This window comes from Acinetobacter zhairuonensis (assembly GCF_022601715.1).
GTDB lineage: Bacteria > Pseudomonadota > Gammaproteobacteria > Pseudomonadales > Moraxellaceae > Acinetobacter.
Genome location: NZ_JAKVIM010000016.1, coordinates 42,667 through 59,167 on the forward strand (window position 1 = coordinate 42,667; position 16,501 = coordinate 59,167).

At 41.3% G+C, this 16,501-nt stretch carries 15 protein-coding genes and 1 pseudogene; 8 read left to right on the forward strand and 8 right to left on the reverse strand.

Annotation, left to right across the window (positions count from 1 at the left end; translation table 11 throughout):
- Complete coding sequence (locus MKI85_RS12895) at positions 1-1,161, reverse strand: efflux RND transporter periplasmic adaptor subunit (RefSeq protein WP_241628157.1); 1,161 nt, start codon at positions 1,159-1,161, stop codon at positions 1-3.
- A 405-nt stretch (positions 1,162-1,566) separates the two neighbouring features.
- Between MKI85_RS12895 and MKI85_RS12900 the strand changes: the two genes are divergently transcribed.
- The gene (locus tag MKI85_RS12900) at positions 1,567-3,666 is read left to right on the forward strand and encodes a TonB-dependent siderophore receptor (protein ID WP_241628159.1); all 2,100 of its coding nucleotides are present in this window, start codon (positions 1,567-1,569) and stop codon (positions 3,664-3,666) included.
- Between the two features lie 482 nt (positions 3,667-4,148).
- Here MKI85_RS12900 and MKI85_RS12905 read toward each other — a convergent pair whose 3' ends face one another.
- Positions 4,149-5,048 carry a LysR family transcriptional regulator gene (locus MKI85_RS12905; RefSeq protein ID WP_241628161.1) on the reverse strand — a complete coding sequence of 300 codons (900 nt, stop codon included), beginning with the start codon at positions 5,046-5,048 and terminating at the stop codon, positions 4,149-4,151.
- Positions 5,049-5,182: 134 nt separating this feature from the next.
- On the opposite strand from MKI85_RS12905, the gene MKI85_RS12910 reads away from it, so the two are divergent.
- Positions 5,183-6,580: an amidohydrolase family protein gene (locus tag MKI85_RS12910; protein WP_348637243.1), complete on the forward strand. Its 1,398-nt coding sequence runs from the start codon at positions 5,183-5,185 to the stop codon at positions 6,578-6,580.
- Between the two features lie 15 nt (positions 6,581-6,595).
- On the forward strand, positions 6,596-7,069 hold the full coding sequence (locus tag MKI85_RS12915) for a DMT family transporter (RefSeq protein ID WP_241628165.1): 474 nt from the start codon (positions 6,596-6,598) through the stop codon (positions 7,067-7,069).
- A 463-nt stretch (positions 7,070-7,532) separates the two neighbouring features.
- Here MKI85_RS12915 and MKI85_RS12920 read toward each other — a convergent pair.
- Positions 7,533-7,737, reverse strand: a pseudogene (locus tag MKI85_RS12920) (TetR/AcrR family transcriptional regulator); the annotation flags it as partial.
- Between the two features lie 317 nt (positions 7,738-8,054).
- Here MKI85_RS12920 and MKI85_RS12925 point away from each other — a divergent pair.
- Positions 8,055-9,578 (forward strand): cryptochrome/photolyase family protein, encoded by a 1,524-nt coding sequence (locus MKI85_RS12925; protein ID WP_241628167.1) that lies wholly within the window; start codon positions 8,055-8,057, stop codon positions 9,576-9,578.
- 4 nt (positions 9,579-9,582) lie between these two features.
- Positions 9,583-9,723 carry a DUF2256 domain-containing protein gene (locus MKI85_RS12930; RefSeq protein ID WP_241628169.1) on the forward strand — a complete coding sequence of 47 codons (141 nt, stop codon included), beginning with the start codon at positions 9,583-9,585 and terminating at the stop codon, positions 9,721-9,723.
- A gap of 92 nt (positions 9,724-9,815) precedes the next feature.
- Here MKI85_RS12930 and MKI85_RS12935 read toward each other — a convergent pair whose 3' ends face one another.
- On the reverse strand, positions 9,816-10,073 hold the full coding sequence (locus tag MKI85_RS12935) for a TIGR03643 family protein (protein WP_241628171.1): 258 nt from the start codon (positions 10,071-10,073) through the stop codon (positions 9,816-9,818).
- A 251-nt stretch (positions 10,074-10,324) separates the two neighbouring features.
- On the opposite strand from MKI85_RS12935, the gene MKI85_RS12940 reads away from it, so the two are divergent.
- From MKI85_RS12940 to MKI85_RS12950, 3 genes are read left to right on the forward strand one after another with little or no spacing between them, the layout of a single operon-like run.
- Entirely contained in the window at positions 10,325-10,894 is a 570-nt protein-coding gene (locus MKI85_RS12940) for a nuclear transport factor 2 family protein (RefSeq protein ID WP_241628173.1), read from the forward strand.
- Positions 10,867-11,367: a chalcone isomerase family protein gene (locus MKI85_RS12945; protein WP_241628174.1), complete on the forward strand. Its 501-nt coding sequence runs from the start codon at positions 10,867-10,869 to the stop codon at positions 11,365-11,367. Before MKI85_RS12940 ends, MKI85_RS12945 begins: the two co-directional genes overlap by 28 nt.
- 19 nt (positions 11,368-11,386) lie before the next feature.
- Positions 11,387-12,082 (forward strand): response regulator transcription factor, encoded by a 696-nt coding sequence (locus MKI85_RS12950; protein ID WP_241628176.1) that lies wholly within the window; start codon positions 11,387-11,389, stop codon positions 12,080-12,082.
- Here MKI85_RS12950 and MKI85_RS12955 read toward each other — a convergent pair.
- The 4 genes from MKI85_RS12955 to MKI85_RS12970 are packed head-to-tail and all read right to left on the reverse strand — an operon-like array spanning position 12,079 to position 16,497.
- The gene (locus tag MKI85_RS12955; RefSeq protein ID WP_241628178.1) at positions 12,079-13,404 is read right to left on the reverse strand and encodes a sensor histidine kinase; all 1,326 of its coding nucleotides are present in this window, start codon (positions 13,402-13,404) and stop codon (positions 12,079-12,081) included. The two genes, MKI85_RS12950 and MKI85_RS12955, sit on opposite strands and share 4 nt — an antisense overlap.
- 28 nt (positions 13,405-13,432) lie before the next feature.
- Complete coding sequence (locus tag MKI85_RS12960; protein ID WP_241628180.1) at positions 13,433-14,482, reverse strand: SAM-dependent methyltransferase; 1,050 nt, start codon at positions 14,480-14,482, stop codon at positions 13,433-13,435.
- An 8-nt stretch (positions 14,483-14,490) separates the two neighbouring features.
- Complete coding sequence (locus MKI85_RS12965) at positions 14,491-15,270, reverse strand: DUF1295 domain-containing protein (protein WP_241628182.1); 780 nt, start codon at positions 15,268-15,270, stop codon at positions 14,491-14,493.
- Positions 15,271-15,297: 27 nt separating this feature from the next.
- Positions 15,298-16,497, reverse strand: a complete 1,200-nt coding sequence (locus MKI85_RS12970) for an SAM-dependent methyltransferase (RefSeq protein ID WP_241628184.1) — start codon at positions 16,495-16,497, stop codon at positions 15,298-15,300.
- Between the last annotated feature and the right edge of the window lie 4 nt (positions 16,498-16,501).

Below are 16,501 nucleotides of genomic sequence, written 5' to 3' on the forward strand. Positions count from 1 at the left end.
TTAATGTGCTCCTTTTTCAGAGGTAGCTACAGATGGTTGCCAGATTTTTATTTTTAATTCCTGCTCTGGCTGAATACGATCTGCACCTTCAACCACGACTTTTTCACCAGCACTCAAGCCACTGGTTATCACATAATTACTTTGATAACGCTGCCCTAACTGAACAGGTTTAACAACAGCCTGCCCCTGCGGATTAATGACGGTAACATTGGTCTTGCCACTCATATCATGTTGAATTGCTTGTTCCGGTATCAAAATCGCCTTGTCAATTACAGCGCGATTAATGTTGACCCGCACATACATGCCCGGTAAAAGCTCTTGCTGGTGATTATTGACGAGAATTCGAATTGTGACATCACCCGTATCGGGATCAACATTAGTATCTGAAAACAGTAATTTACCCTTTGCTTGATAAGGCTTGCCCTGACTATTTAAAATGACGACTTGAGGTTGCACATCAGATACTGTTCCTTGTTGTAATGCTTCTTGTAATTTCTCATATTCACTAATAGATTGTTTTACATCAACATAAACTTGACTGATCTGTTGAATGACAGCCAGCGCCTTAGTATCTGCTTGACCAACCAATGCACCTTCCGTCACTAAAATCTGACCAATACGACCAGAAATAGGTGCTGTAACCGTAGAATATTTTAAGTTCAATTTTTGTCTGGTTAATGCTGCTTTTAGTTGAGCAACATCGGCTATCGCTTGACGATAGGCTGTCTCAGTATTGTTATATTCTTGCTGGCTAATTGCATGGCTTGACAATAATTGTTCATAACGAGCAAGAAGCGATTTTAAACGCATCACTTCAGCCTGAGCACGTTGCAATGTGGCTTGATTACTCTCTACATCTGCTTGCAAGATATCGGAATTAATTTTGAATAGCGGCTGCCCTGCTTTGACATCAGAACCTTGTGTAAATAAAACCTTTTCCACAATCCCCCCGACTTGTGGACGAATTTCTGCAATTCGGTAGGCTGCTACGCGTGCAGGAAGATTTTCAATAAGATGAATTGGTTGATGCTGTGCAGTAAACACGCTCACAACCGCGGGTGGCTGTTCAGTTTGAATTTCTTCAGCATTTTGTTTACAGCCCATAAGCATGGCTGCACTCATCCCTAATGCACAAAGCTTAAGATGAAAGTGATTGTTCATTCTAACTACAAGAAAATTAATGATGGTTGCTATTGTTAAAACTGAGTGTCAAATTTCTGCCAATATTGTGTTGAGATTGTGTGGAGAGAAATGTGAATCTCTTTTTAAAGTAAAATTTCTTTATCTTAAAATATCCAGACCAGAATTATTTTGCCGATGACTATTTTGTTTATTTTTCAACCTTTTTTATAAATTCATATAACTCAAAATAAACAGCATTGCTAACGTAGTATAAAGCTGAATTAAACTGCGCAAGGCTGAGTCTTAAAAAATTTATGTGTTGAGCCATCCCGCTTTCTGTTCTATCTTTCTGGAATCTATTTCAAAAAAACTCAGTTTGATATTTACTTTAATAAAATAATAAATACAATCATTCTCATTTTAAAGCTATAGATATCCCCCTTGATGAAACATCGTCTATTACTCAGTATTTTGCCGCTCAGTTGCTGTACCGTTGCATTTGCTGATGATCAAGTGAATTCCTTACCAACCATTAGCTTGCAGGCGACCAGCCAAGCAGATGATGGTTCAATCAACTATAAAGTGAATTCCTCTAGCTCTGCGACCAAGACCAACACGTTACTCAAAGATACACCGCAAGCAGTAACAGTCGTGACTGAGGCCGTACTTCAGGATATCCAAGCGACGCGACTATCTGAAGCACTGGATGTGGCTGGTGTAGGACGTGCGAATAACTTTGGTGGACAAGGATTAACGAACTTTACCTCTCGTGGCTTTACCAGCGGTGAATATTATAAAAACGGATTCCCAATCAACCGTGGTTATCCCAATGCACCTGACAGTAGTACGGTTGAACGGGTTGAAGTCTTAAAAGGTGCATCTTCAAGTTTGTATGGTCGTGGTGATCCAGGCGGTACTTTTAACGTTGTGAGTAAATCCCCTCAAGCGGAACGAAAAACCGTACTCGGTTTAAATCTTGATGATGAAGGCTTATACCGCAGTACCGTTGATACCACAGGCTCGATTACGGAAGATGGTAGCCTCACCTATCGTTTAAACTTAATGGGTGAAAATGGTGATACTTACCGAGATCATGTCGATTCAAAACGCTGGGATATTTCTCCAGTGATTCAGTGGACACCTTCCGATGCGACAAAAGTCACTTTGGAAGCCGATTTCCTGCGTAATCAACATGCTTTAGACCGTGGCTTTACCCGTTATGATGGTCAACAAAGGTATTCATTTGACCCTTCAGAATATTGGTGGGAATCTGGAAAAGACAGAAACCGCTTAAATAACAGCAATGACATGCTGCAATTCCGTATTGAACATGAATTGAATGATGCATGGAAACTGAATGTTGGCGCTCAATACTTGAATGGCAACTTACATGGCTATGCGGTAGAAGCCAACGGCGTTAAAGCCGATAGCAACGGAGAAGTGATTACCCGAAACTATAACTGGCGTAACTTAGACTGGATTGATAAAAATTTCCAAGCAAATGTCGTTGGTGATTTTAATTTATTTAATTTGAAGCATACCTTGATTACAGGTGTAGAGCTCGAAGATTATGATTACAAATCATACATTATCCGTTCTAAAGATGCTTTTGATTTAAATATTAATCAGCCTTATTTATCACAAGCCCTTCCTGACCTTGTGAATGTCACCACGCATGATCGTGAAGAGCTTAAAAGCCAAGCTATTTATGTGCAGGATCAAATTCACTTAACTGATCGTTTAAATACCTTGATTGGTTTACGTTTTGAAAATTACAAGCATGATTATTCAAATTTTGTAAATAACACATCTTGGTCAACGGACAATAACGCGTTTATCCCTCGTATTGGGTTAACCTATGATTTAACTGATCAATTGACGGTGTATAGCAATATCAGTAAGTCATTTAAGCCAAACTCGGGTGCGGATCGTAATAATCAAAGTTTTGATCCAGAAGAAGGCATTTCTTATGAAGTGGGAACCAAATATGCCTTGTTAGAGAATCAACTTTCTTTTGACACAGCCATTTACTATGTGAAAAAAGAAAATGTGCTGACAAAAGATCCGCAAGATGACACCAAAAATATTGCTGCAGGTGAAGTCACCAGTAAAGGGTTTGATTTAAGTCTTGTGGGGAATATTACCCCTGAATGGAAAATCATTGGCAACTATGCTTATGTTGATGCCGCTGTCAGCAAAGACAATACTTTGGCGAAAGGCACACGTTTAGCCAATATTCCGCAAGATTCATTCAATCTTTTAAGTATTTATGAGTTTAAATCTGGCTCCCTGAATGGCTTAGGACTCGGTGTGAATCAACGATTTGTTGGAAGTCGAAAAGGACAAACTGCAAATAGTACCTACACCTTGGGAAGCTATAGCACAACTGATCTCATTTCTTATTATGATATGGACGCAAACATCCGTTTAAGTTTTGATATCAAAAATGTCTTGAATAAAGAATATGATGATAGTGCATTTAACCGTTATGTTTATCCGGGTCAGCCGCGTACTGCAAAATTGGGAATTACCTATTCATTCTAATCTGCTAGGGTGAATTCAGAAAAAAGTAGCCTTTCTTAGAGCTAAAATTTAGGGATGAGAAAGGCTACTTGAGCGATTACCTCAGTGAGTAAGTTAATTTCTCAATGCATTATTTTGAGAAATTCCACGTGTAATCTAGATCTAAGTGTAATTTATTTTCTGGTTTGCAATTCACTGTACTTGGCATGTTATAGCGATAAAATAAAATTTATTCCCCTTCAAATTAAGCCCTTCGTTCTAAAAAATAGATAACATTAAAAGGTTATTTTTGATTCCCTTGAATTCATATTCTTCAGACTATAAAGATAGCGTAGACAAAATTGTTGCCGTTTCGTGTAAGGATTGATTTATCTGAGAATTTTATTGCTGAACTAACCCTTATGGATAGGTTGACACCAGAAAGTCATATGCAAATTTAACTCTAAAAGCGTCTTATATTGATGATGTACAGTTCAGCTAACTATACTTTAAAGTCATTCTGGTTAACTATCGCCAATGAGCTCTGCGACCCAGTCGGAGAATACGCGGACTGCTGGGGAAAGAAAACGTTGATGTGGGTAAAGTAAAGTTACTGCTACTGGCAACGGGCACCAGTTTTGCAACACCGCAATGAGCCTCTTTTCTTTCAGATGTTCCGACACCAGTCTTTCTGCAAGTTGTACCATTCCATATCCATCAAGACACATTTTTATATAAAGCTCAGTCTCATTGACGGCTACAGTAGCATTCATTTGTACTATTTTTTTCTCGCCATTATGGACAAAGTCCATTTCGCACACATGTCTATTATGGTCTGAAAAATAATGAATAGCCTTGTGGCATGCGAGGTCATCAGGGGTTTGTGGAGTTCCGCGCTCTTGTAAGTATGCAGGTGATGCGCAGGTCACCCAGCGAAGCTGACCAAGAGGACGTGCAACAAGCGAGGAACTCTCTAGACTCCCCGTTCGGATCACGCAATCGACACCTTCCTTGATCAGGTCTACTTGCCTATCGCTGACGCCTATCATGAGATAAATCTCTGGATAACGTTTCTGAAATTCTTTGAGATTCGGCAAGATCACCGAATGAGCAATGCCCGCAGGCATATCTACCCGTAATCGCCCCTTTGGTTGTTGCATGGTGTCCGTCAGGCTGGACTCGGCATGCTCAATTAGATCAAGTATTTCCCGACACTGTATCAAATACTGTGCCCCCTCAGGTGTGAGGTTAACCCGCCTCGTTGTTCTATTGAGCAGGCGTACCTGTAAATATTTTTCAAGATTTTTAATTGTGCTGGTTACTGTGGAGGCTGGAAGTGAGAGCGTTTCAGCCGCATGTATAAAGCTCTCAGCTTCTGCCACGCGCACGAAAACCTGCATTGCCTGTATACGATCCAATTTCATTCCCTTGCCTCTGTATTACCTTCCCACCTCTAGATTATTCGCTTTTACTGAATAATAAAAACAGTTTAGCCAGCTTTTTCAGCATTATATCTTCAGTTAAATTTTCACTATACCTTTAAAAAGTTGAAATAAAGATGACTGGTTACAACAGAAATATAGTGCAGCCGTCCCAATCCTCCCCGAGTAAAATGCTCATTCGCGGAGCCACTGTCCTGAGCATGGATAGTGTGATTGGAAATATGGTTCGCGGAGATATTCTTATCGAGAGCGGAATAATTACCGCTGTAGGTGAAAATCTAGAAGCCGATGGTGCAGCAATTATTGATGCATCCAATATGATTGCAATGCCGGGTATGGTCGATACGCATCGACATTCATGGGAAGGTCAACTACGCCGAATTAATCCGAATGCTGAAACGCTAGAAGATTATTGTAATGCGACACACTATTCTTTTGCCAAATACTATCGCCCAGCTGACATGTATATTGGTAATTTGCTTACAGCGCTGGGATGTATTGATGCTGGCATCACCACAGTAATCGATAACTCGCACAATAGTCGTACTGCAGCTCACTCCGATGCAGCTGTTGAGGCATTACTTGATGCTGGTATTCGTGCCGTACACGCTTCTGGTGCTCCAGTATCTGGAGACTGGGACAAAGCGCACTGGCCCAGCAATATCGAACGCCTGCAGCAAAAATATTTCAAAGACAGCGACAACAACTTGCTATCGTTGGCCGTAATGGCACAGCTAGAACCTGAACTCTGGGCTGAAGCTCGCAGATTGGGCTTACCCATCATTACTGAATTTTTTGGTGGAGACATGGCTGCTGCACTCGAAGGGCTGCATCAGGAAGGACAGCTAGGTTCAGATAATATCTTTAACCACTGCACTTCACTGCCAGATGCTGGATGGAAAATTCTACGAGAGGCTGGAGTACGAGTAAACGTATGCCCAAGGTCAGATGCTCACTATGGTATTGAAGATGGTATGTTTGCCATGCAGTCAGCCTTACGCCACGGCATTCAACCAGGTTTGAGTGTAGACAATGAAACGTCTTACAGCAGCGATATGTTTATGGAAATGCGCGTGGCATTTTACTTACAGCGTGTGATGGGAATGCATCAAAACAAATGCTGTGGTACAGCGCATTCGCCAGTGACGCTACAAGCCCAAAATCTTCTACAAGCCGCCACGGCAGATGGTGCCGCTTGTGCAGGTCTGCAAGACAAAATCGGCAGCCTGACCCCAGGTAAACAAGCTGACCTGATATTGATTCGAACAGAAGACCTTAACCTTTATCCATCTGGCAATGCTTTTGGTACGGTGGTCCATGCGGCTGAGCGCAGCAATATTGATACAGTGATGATTGCTGGACGAATTGTAAAGCGTGATGGAAAGGTCCTGGGTGTCGACAGTGAGCGGCTTCGAGCAGCAATTGATGAATCTCGAGAACATCTTTTTACAGCTGCAGGCTATGTGCAAGACATTTTTGCCGAGACGTTTCTGCCTCTTGAATCAGCCAAATAAAAGAGGATAAATAGCATGAACCCGCTCTATTACCTCATGGCCTTCATTGCAGGACTGGGGATTACCTTGCAGACCACCTTGAATGGTCAGTTAGCCAAAGGCATCGGAGGAGATTCTGTCGCTGCGGCACTATTTTCGTTTACTGCTGGTGCGATGTGCCTTGGGATTTATTCGGTGGTCCGTGGTGGCTTAGCTGCGTCATTGATTGCTATTCCCGCCCAGCCATGGTGGAGTCTCATGGGCGGAATTTTGGGTTCATGCGCATTACTTAGCTACGTTGTTCTTGCACCCAGAATTGGGCTGTCTGCCCTGTTAGGCTTGGCTATTGCTGGGCAGATTATCTCATCCTTGTTGATTGATCATTTCGGATTGATGGGAGCGACGGAACGCCCTGTTTCTATGATCAAACTGGCTGGTACACTACTAATGCTGCTGGGGCTGGCAGTCACCCTGTTTAGTGACAAGCTATCAGGGTATTTCTCAAGTTGACGACTGTAAACAGGTATCTCCAATAGCCATGACTATTGAAGAGGAAAATTCTTTTTCAAAGATGAAGTTGAGAGCGCTGAAAGCCATGCAGAATAAAGATTCATAGATAGATATAAAAGATTTCAGCTTAGGAAAAAGTTATTCAATCTAGAATAACTTTTTCCTTGATGGCTTATTGTAAGCCGCAAGATCTGATAAAAATTGAACATCTCGCTATAACTAAGTAACACTGGAGAACGCTCTATAATGGCTAACGCATCTTTATAATTTTAATTTAATGTTGAATATTTGGCTTCAACGGTAACCTCTCCTTTTTGCAAAGGCTTTGAGGCAGTCTCTGTCATGTTTGACCTGTAACCTGAATCATCTTTCGTGACTACGACACCTTTGTAAAGAAAACTCCTCTCTATTTAAAATGTTGCAGCCAGCCCAATGGAGAAATATCCGTTTGAGTTAAAAACTACCTCAATCGCTTCACAAAATAATGATAGAAAGACCCTTTAGGAACTTGGACAAATTTCATCAGATTATCCAAGCTTAGAGTATTCATTCCATGTTCGGTCAGTAACTCAATACCTCGGTGGATTAATACCTCTTTGGTGTTTACATAGTTACCACTATGTTGGGTTGGTCGACCACGAAGTTCTGGGTAAGGATGAATTATTCATGTCAATAAAAAAGAAAACATGACTAGAAATATTAACCTTAAGATTCTTCAATTGAAGAGTTCTCTATATGAAAAGTATTACTGCGTGTTTTTATATTTGATTTCTTATCACATGAATTAGAAGAGTTGACATCATAAACTTCAATAGATTTAGCCTATATGCAAAACACAGACTAGACCGCTGTATTATCGAAAAATACTAAATTGAGAAATAAGCACATTACAGAATCATTTCTAAAGTTTCAAAACATTGCTTCACAGAAAATTGAGATTTAAAGACTTACACTGATTTGAACTCCACCTCATGAACTACTGCTTATGCGATTTGGTTTAATTCTGGGTGATCAATTAAATCACCAACTCGCCACACTCAAGTACTTAAACCGCGCAGAAGATATCATTCTCATGGCGGAAGTACTGGAGGAAAGTACTTATGTTGCACATCATCCGCAAAAAATTGCGTTAATTTTTAGTGCAATGCGCCACTTTGCCAAAGAGTTACAAGCAGAGGGCTGGAAAGTCCGTTATCACACCTTCAGACGGGACAGTGAGATTAAAAAACTGGTCGATTTCATCCAGAGTCAGCAACAGTTATTCCCTGCAACGGCGCTAGTCGTGACCCAATCAGGTGAATATCGTTTACAGCATGAAATTGAGACTTCATGGGGTAATACACTGCAACTCCCCGTTGTTTGTTTAGAGGATGATCGTTTCTTTTGCCGGTTAGAGCAATTTCATCAATGGGCAAAAAAATATAAAACCCTGCGTATGGAGTATTTTTATCGAGAAATGCGCAAGCAAACTCAATATTTAATGCATCAACAGCAACCCATAGGCGGGCAATGGAATTTTGATCAAGCCAACCGTAAAGCATGGTCCGGAAGTCCACCACTGACCAGCCCATTAGTATTTGAACGTGATCAAATTGATGAAGATGTAATTCAACTGGTCAAAAAGGAGTTTTCTCAACATATCGGTAATATAGCGCCATTTCGCTGGGCGACCACGCGTCAAAATGCACTGCTGGCTTTAAATCATTTTATCCAGAATAGCTTACCGTACTTTGGCGATTATCAAGATGCCATGATCTATGGATCTGATTTTATGTTCCACAGCCTACTGTCACCTTATTTAAATTGTGGCTTGTTATTACCCAAAGAAGTCTGCGATGCAGCCGAAGCGGCTTATTATAACGGTCAAGCGCCCTTAAATGCTGTGGAAGGTTTTATTCGGCAGATTTTAGGCTGGCGAGAATATGTTCGCGGAATTTACTGGTTAAACATGCCTGAATATCGTGACCAAAATGCACTCCAGCATACAACCCCTTTACCCCAATATTACTGGACAGGTGAAACCAAGATGGCATGTATGGCTGAATGTTTCCGCAATACATTTCAACATGCTTACGCCCATCATATTCAGCGCTTAATGATTACGGGAAACTTTGCACTTTTGGCTGGTGTCCATCCACATGAAATTTGCGAATGGTATTTAGCTGTCTATGCCGATGCTTATGAATGGGTCGAATTACCCAATACCTTAGGCATGGTGATGCATGCCGATGGTGGTTTAATGGCAACAAAACCTTATGCTGCTTCCGGTAATTACATTCATAAAATGTCCAATTATTGCCAGCACTGTACGTATAACGTCAAAACCAAAACTGAGGCTGACAGTTGTCCCTTTAACAGTCTCTACTGGTATTTTATGCTTAGACATGAGGCTTTACTTCGACACAACCCACGTATGTCTATGGTCTATAAAACTCTTGATCGTCTGCAAGACAAAGCAAAGATTATGGCTCATGCCCAGTCACTACTGAATCAACTAGATCAATTGTAACACCATGAAAAAACAACATTTGCCCGAAAAAATATGTGCCTATTGCCAACGCCCCTTTACTTGGCGTAAAAAATGGCAACGTTGCTGGGACGAAGTCAAATATTGTTCTGAAAGATGTAAACGCCATGCCCGATCAAACAAGTGACTGCACCTTACCATGATGACGAGGGATGCAATTCATTATCTGGCGTATTGCAGATGAGTACCTACGATCTGTTTAGATAATTTCTATTTAACTTAAGCATGCTTATACTGACGTGAACAATAAGCTCGACTAATTTCAGGTGATCGCAATTGCTGGTGTTTGGTCTTACGGCCTGCCATACGTTTACGCCACAATTTAAAACTGCCAGATTTCAAATTCTGCCGCATTACGCGAATGACTGCAGACTCATCTAATCCATACTCTCTGTGGATGGCTTCAAAAGGGGTTCTATCCTCCCAAGCCATTTCAATGATTCTCGATAAGTCCTGTTCAACAACATGATTCGCCATATTCACCACACCCTCTTGCATACAACACCGTACAAAAATCTATTTTTTTCAGGATGATATTCAAATCCAACTATTGATGAGCACACGTTCACTTTGATTGAATTGAATACCTATGTTTAGGGTCGATCATAAAAAGATAGGCATGAATTTTTTGTGATTTTTTAACTTTATCCACTGTATTCCAGAAGAAACTATTCACATTCACTTCACATCATTTTTCTTACATTAAATAAAAACGAAGGAATAGTGTGATGAAAATCTTTACGACACTACTGACAACGACTATCGCCGTCTTAAGTCTAACTGCGTGTAAGAGTCTTCCAAGTTATACCAATGACTACAGTCAAGCAGATCAAAACATCAAAGGCATCACCTTCAATGATGAACAAGCCCAACAAATAGGCTCACGTTTTATCGATGCCTTCAACGCCTTAGGTACAGCTAATTTTGTTGCTCAGGCAAGCAGCCTGTATGCAGATCAATTGTATATTAATGACACCTTATCTCAGTTTTCGAATAAGCAAGATTTGATCAAGCATTTTGATGGTATGAATAACCGTGTCAGTAATGTCAACGTTAAATTAATCAGTGCAACATATCATGAAGATTCAGCTTATATTCATTGGTATATGGCCTATGACTTCAAGATGTTTGGGCGGACTAAAAGCATGACTTCCTATGGAATTAGTGAAGTCAAAATCAATCAAAACCAACAAATTATTTTCCAGCAAGATTACTGGGATCCTGCCAACGGTCTCTATCGTTCATTACCAGTCTTTGGAGGTGCTTACAAATGGGTATTACCATTCAAAAAACCTTAATTCTATTGATAGGTGCTACGACGTTAATGGCGAGTTTCACCGCGGCTGCGACCAACGTGAAAAAATGTAGCACTGCTCCTCTTATCGTGACCAAAAAAAATGTAGGGACGGTGAGTTATTATGCTGTGAATTGCGAAAAGCCTTGGGAAACTCAGACCATCCGCTTAGATTTTAAATATAGTCACGACATTCCAGAATGGGCATTTAAACAGGCGGCCACCTATTTTTTAAAAAAAAATGTGGCTGGCTTTAATGACAACTCTGAATTGAATCAAATCACTGAACTCTACCGCCCCGTTAAAGTGGGAGATTACTATAGCTTGATCTATCAACATGAAAATCAAAAGCTTGAATTGATGTTAAATCAAAAAACACTAGGAGGAATTCGCAATCCCGATGCAAATCAATATTTTAAAATTTGGTTTGGCGCTGCACCATTTAATGCTAAATTAAAGCAACAATTATTAAATTAATCGGCATGATTTTAAGCATATGAGTAATCACTTTATCCTCATGGTCGAGGATCATTTCGAACTGGCGGCTACGGTATGCGAGTTTTTAGAAGCGCATGGCTATGTGATTGATCATGCACGCAACCTAGATGCGGCTAAAACATTACTCAAATCGCAGCACTACAACTTATTATTATTAGATATTAATTTACCCGATGGCTCTGGATATGACCTATGCGAGTGGATTCGCAATCAACAAAATTTAGATATTCCTGTATTGATGCTCACAGCACGTGACACACTGGATGACAAACTCAAAGGCTTTGCAGCGGGTACCGATGATTATCTGGTCAAACCCTTCGATTTCAATGAACTGGTGATGCGTATTCGTGCCTTAATTAAACGTGCTTTGGGTGAAGTCGCCAATCATAAGTTGCAAATTCATGATCTTGTGCTCGATAGCGCTACACAGACCGTATCACGTGCTGGGCAAAGCATAGAACTGCCACCTATTCAGTTCAAACTACTTAAAATTTTGATGCGCAATTCACCCAAAGTGATTACCAAACAAGAGATCATGATTGAATTATGGGGCGATGAAGAACCCGAAAGTGATGCCTTACGCAGCCATATTTACAACCTACGTAAAATGATCGACAAACCTTTCCCACAGAAACTACTACATACCGTTTCGGGTGTCGGCGTCAAAATTTCGGTCGAATCTGGAGAATATTAATAAAAATAGACCACCACAACCAAGCCCGTACTAACGGTCAAATTAAGTTCGGGATGAACAGACAAATAATATTCACGATCAAACAGTTCCACGCGCCAACCGAGCTGTTTACACAGTTTCTCGACCAGTTGTAAGCCTATACCATGCCCTTTAATTTCAAAATCGAGTTGAGTACTATTTAATTCCTGTACCTTGGCATCATTCGGCAGATTAATTCCAATGCCATTGTCCGCAATCAACAAGCTATGCTTCTGCTGAATGATGTGAATGTCTGATCCTTGCGAATAATTCAATGCATTTCTGAGGATATTACTCAGCACCATTTTGGTCATGGAAGGATAAAGATTTCGAAGCTGCTCAGATGTATCCTGTTGCACATCAATCCTTATACCCTTGCTTTGACTTACCGCTTGTAATGAATCGACTAAATCCTCAATAATTTCAGACAATAGCATCTGCTCTGATGCCAAATGCTGCGTTGTATTTCGGGCAATTGCTAACAACGTATCAACCAAAAGCTGCATATCATCAATGGTATTATTTAAGCGGGTAAAGACCTTGTCCTGCCCATATCGAGCCTGACAGAGCTGTACGTTACCCTTTAAAATAGTGAGCGGTGTGCGTAATTCATGGCTGACATCTCCTGTGAACTCGCGTTCGCGTTGAATAAACTCACTCAACACCTGATGATATTTTTCGAGTGCTTGCTTCAGATATTCCGCTTCCATATTGCCATTGGTATAAATATCTTGAAATGGGGATGCCTGCGTATTTTGATGCGCCCAATCAATATGTTCCAAAGCATTTGCGAGTCGAGTGATGGGCGAAAAATAGCGTTTGGCGCGTCGGTTTGACCACCATAAAAAACTGTAAAGAATAAATAGGCTGAACATGAGTGGTGCCAGACCAAACAACCAGACTAACTTGTTGACGTTACTTTCACCAAAGACCAGTAACACATGCTGTCCATTCTTCTCACCATATACGGTCATGCGTTCTTTACCATCCACCCAGATCCGATGCACGCCTAAATTTAAAGACAGATTCTGAAACTGTTCAGGCGGGGTACTGCTGGTCCAGCGATAACCGTAAAGGTTTTTGGTATCAGGTAGATCGGCATGTGGATCACGCTCTACCCGTGACCAGTAATGTGCCATTTCTTGTTCTAATGCAGTGTTTAATAATGAACCTTTAATCACCCAAGCACTACAGCCAATTCCAATAATAATCGACAGCGCAATCAGCCCAATTTGCAACCAGTAATAACGATTGAAAATTTCGGTTAAAGCATGTTTTTGGAAGTGTGCTTGGGATTTCTGCATACTATTTCCCTAAATCAGTAACCCTTCATCAAGGAGTCTTTTTGTGCAATAAGAAATGACCAATGACCCATTCTTGACCCTGTTCAAAACCAAACAATTCAGCACAAGCCATAAAAAAGATTCGCCAGCGTTGCCACCAAGCATCAGCGTCTTTACCATAGGTTTGCTGAAAAATAGGTCGCAACTCACTTTCCTGCGCATCCATATTTTCTAACCAAGCATTGGCTGTTCTTTCATAATGTTGACCTGACCACTGCCAATGCTGTTCCAGTTCTAAATGTTCTTGGAAATGTAAAAAGGTCGATACTGAAGGCATGAGTCCACCAGTAAAGAAATATTTAGACATCCAATCATATTCAGACTTAATTTCAAAGGGATAGTGCAAGAAACGGTGACAGAAGATATGACACCACAATAAACCATCTGGCTTGAGCCACCCATTAATTTTTTCAAAGAGTCGCTGATAATTTCGAACGTGCTCAAACATTTCGACCGAAACGACCCGATCAAAATGGTGATGACTCAGCTCCAAAACATTCACATCACACGTGAGTACCTCAAGATTCAACAGCCCACGAATTCTTGCCTGCTTTAGAATATGTTCACGCTGTGTTTTGGAGTTAGAAACTGCGGTAATCAGTGCATTCGGGTAACGTTCCGCCATCCATAAAGTGAATGATCCCCAACCGCAGCCGAGTTCCAGAATGTGTTGCCCGTCTTGCAGCTTGGCGCGTTCACTATACAGTTGTAAAGCAAACTCTTCCGCCTGATCCAATGTGGTTGTTTCATGGGGAAAATAGCAGGCACTATATTTCAGGCGTCTGCCCAGCACTGCCTGAAAAAATTGCGTCGGCAATTCATAGTGCTGTTCATTCGCCTTATCGGTTGCTATCGCGATTTCACTCTGCTTGAGCATATTCAACACATCCATATAACGCTGTGCTGCCTGCTCAGGATCGTAACGCCCCTCTTGAATCAGACGTTTTTTACTTAGGCCACGAATGGCTGCGCGAATGGCTTGATCAGGAATAAAACCACTTTCTACCAGTTTTAATGATTTCTGAATTATATAATCCATGTGCGTACCTACTTTTTGGGTTTCCACGGAATGAACATTGATGTTCGTTGTTGGTAATCGAGATAATTCTGTCCCCGATTTTTAAGTGCTTGTTGTTCGCTAAAGGGAATGCCAGTGATGTAATACAAAAACAACCACATCAGCACGGGATAGATCCACAATAGATAGAGTCCTGCTGCCAATCCTAAAATGGGATAAACAAACCAATGCATCCATTCGAAAAAATAGTTGGGATGCCGAGAATAACGCCACAGCCCCTGATCCATGGTTAGACCACGATGTTGCGGTTGCTGCTTAAAGCGATAGAGTTGCTGATCTGCAATACTTTCACCTGCAAAAGCCAGGATTAAGATAAGTGCTGCAACAACCAAATACACGGGATAAGCTGTACTCCAATCCTGTTGCGGAGCAGTCAGCAGTGCCCACATCGGCACGTAGAACAAGAGGGCTAACCCAGCCTGAAAAATAAAAAACAGCAGAAAACCAAGATGCTGAAATTTACCCATGGCACGGCGCATATTGGCATAACGTGTATCTTCCTGATGTTCAGCAAGATAACGTCTTAACAAATGGGCACTCAATCGGATAAACCAAAGACCGCTTAAAACGCCAATAAATAGGCGGATCGGCATGGGAGCGACATCAACAAAAATCGCAGTCAGGATAATATTTAAAGCCAGACAGCCACTCCAAGCGACATCCACAATACCGACTCGGCGATTGAAGGTTGCCCAGACCCAACAACACAACATAATCACGAGGTTCAAGATTGTAAGCTTTACGAACATCATCTTCCCCTGTCTTGATCTGTCGAATTAGTAACTGCTGGCTTCAAACAACATATGTACATCGCTGATCACGCCCTCTTTGAAGCCGCCTTCGCAATAACATAAATAGAAGTCCCACATGCGAATAAAGTTTTCATCAAAACCGAGCTGTAAAACTTGTTGTTTCGCATTCAGGAAACGCTCACGCCAATGATGAATGGTCTGTGCATAACTCAGCCCAATATCATCCAACTGTTTCAACCTTAACTTCTGTTCCGAGGCGCTCTCGGTGAGCACGCTAATACAAGGGATAAAGCTACCTGGGAAAATATAGCGTTTGATGAAATCAACCGTTCTCAGTGCTTTTTCATAGCGCGCATCTTCGATGGTAATGGCTTGAATGAGTGCCAGACCCTGCGGTTTAAGTAAATCGCGACACTTTTTAAAATAGGTCGGAAGATACTGCTCACCCACCGCTTCAATCATTTCAATCGAAACTAATTTATCGTATTTACCTTCCAGCAAGCGATAATCTTTAAGCTGTACATCGACTCGGTGACTTAAACCCGCAGCCTGCACACGAGCCACCGCTTCATCATATTGCGCCTGAGAAATGGTGATGGTGGTAACTTTACAACCATAATGTTGAGCCGCATAAATTGCAAAACCACCCCATCCGCTGCCAATTTCGACCAGATGATCAAGAGGTTTAAGTTGTAATTTTTGACAAATCAGCTCTTTCTTTAATTCCGATGCAGCTTCAAGTGACATGTCGGCATGTTCATACACCGCACTGGAGTACATCATGGATTCATCAAGAAAGAGCTTAAAAAAGTCATTACTTAAGTCATAGTGTTCCGCAATGTTTTTACGGCTACCACTGAGGGTATTCCTGCGACTTTTGTACCAGTTTTTGAGTACAAACTGGCTGAGCTGCGCCACGGCATTTTGATTAATTTTATCTAAAACATCTCGATTACGCGCCAAAATCTGAATCAGCTCGACCAGATCATCACTTTTCCAGTCGCCACGAATGTAGCCTTCAGCCGCGCCTAACACGCCTTGTTTGAATATTAATTGCATGACTTCCGGATTATGCACCTCCACTACCGCATGCAAATCTGAAATCTCTCCGACTGTACCATTCCACACACCACGAAAGCTGATTTGTCCATGACGTAACTTCAGTAAACTTCTGAGTAAAAATGGCAGTGATGCTTGCTCACCATAAAGAAATGCTTTCATCATGACA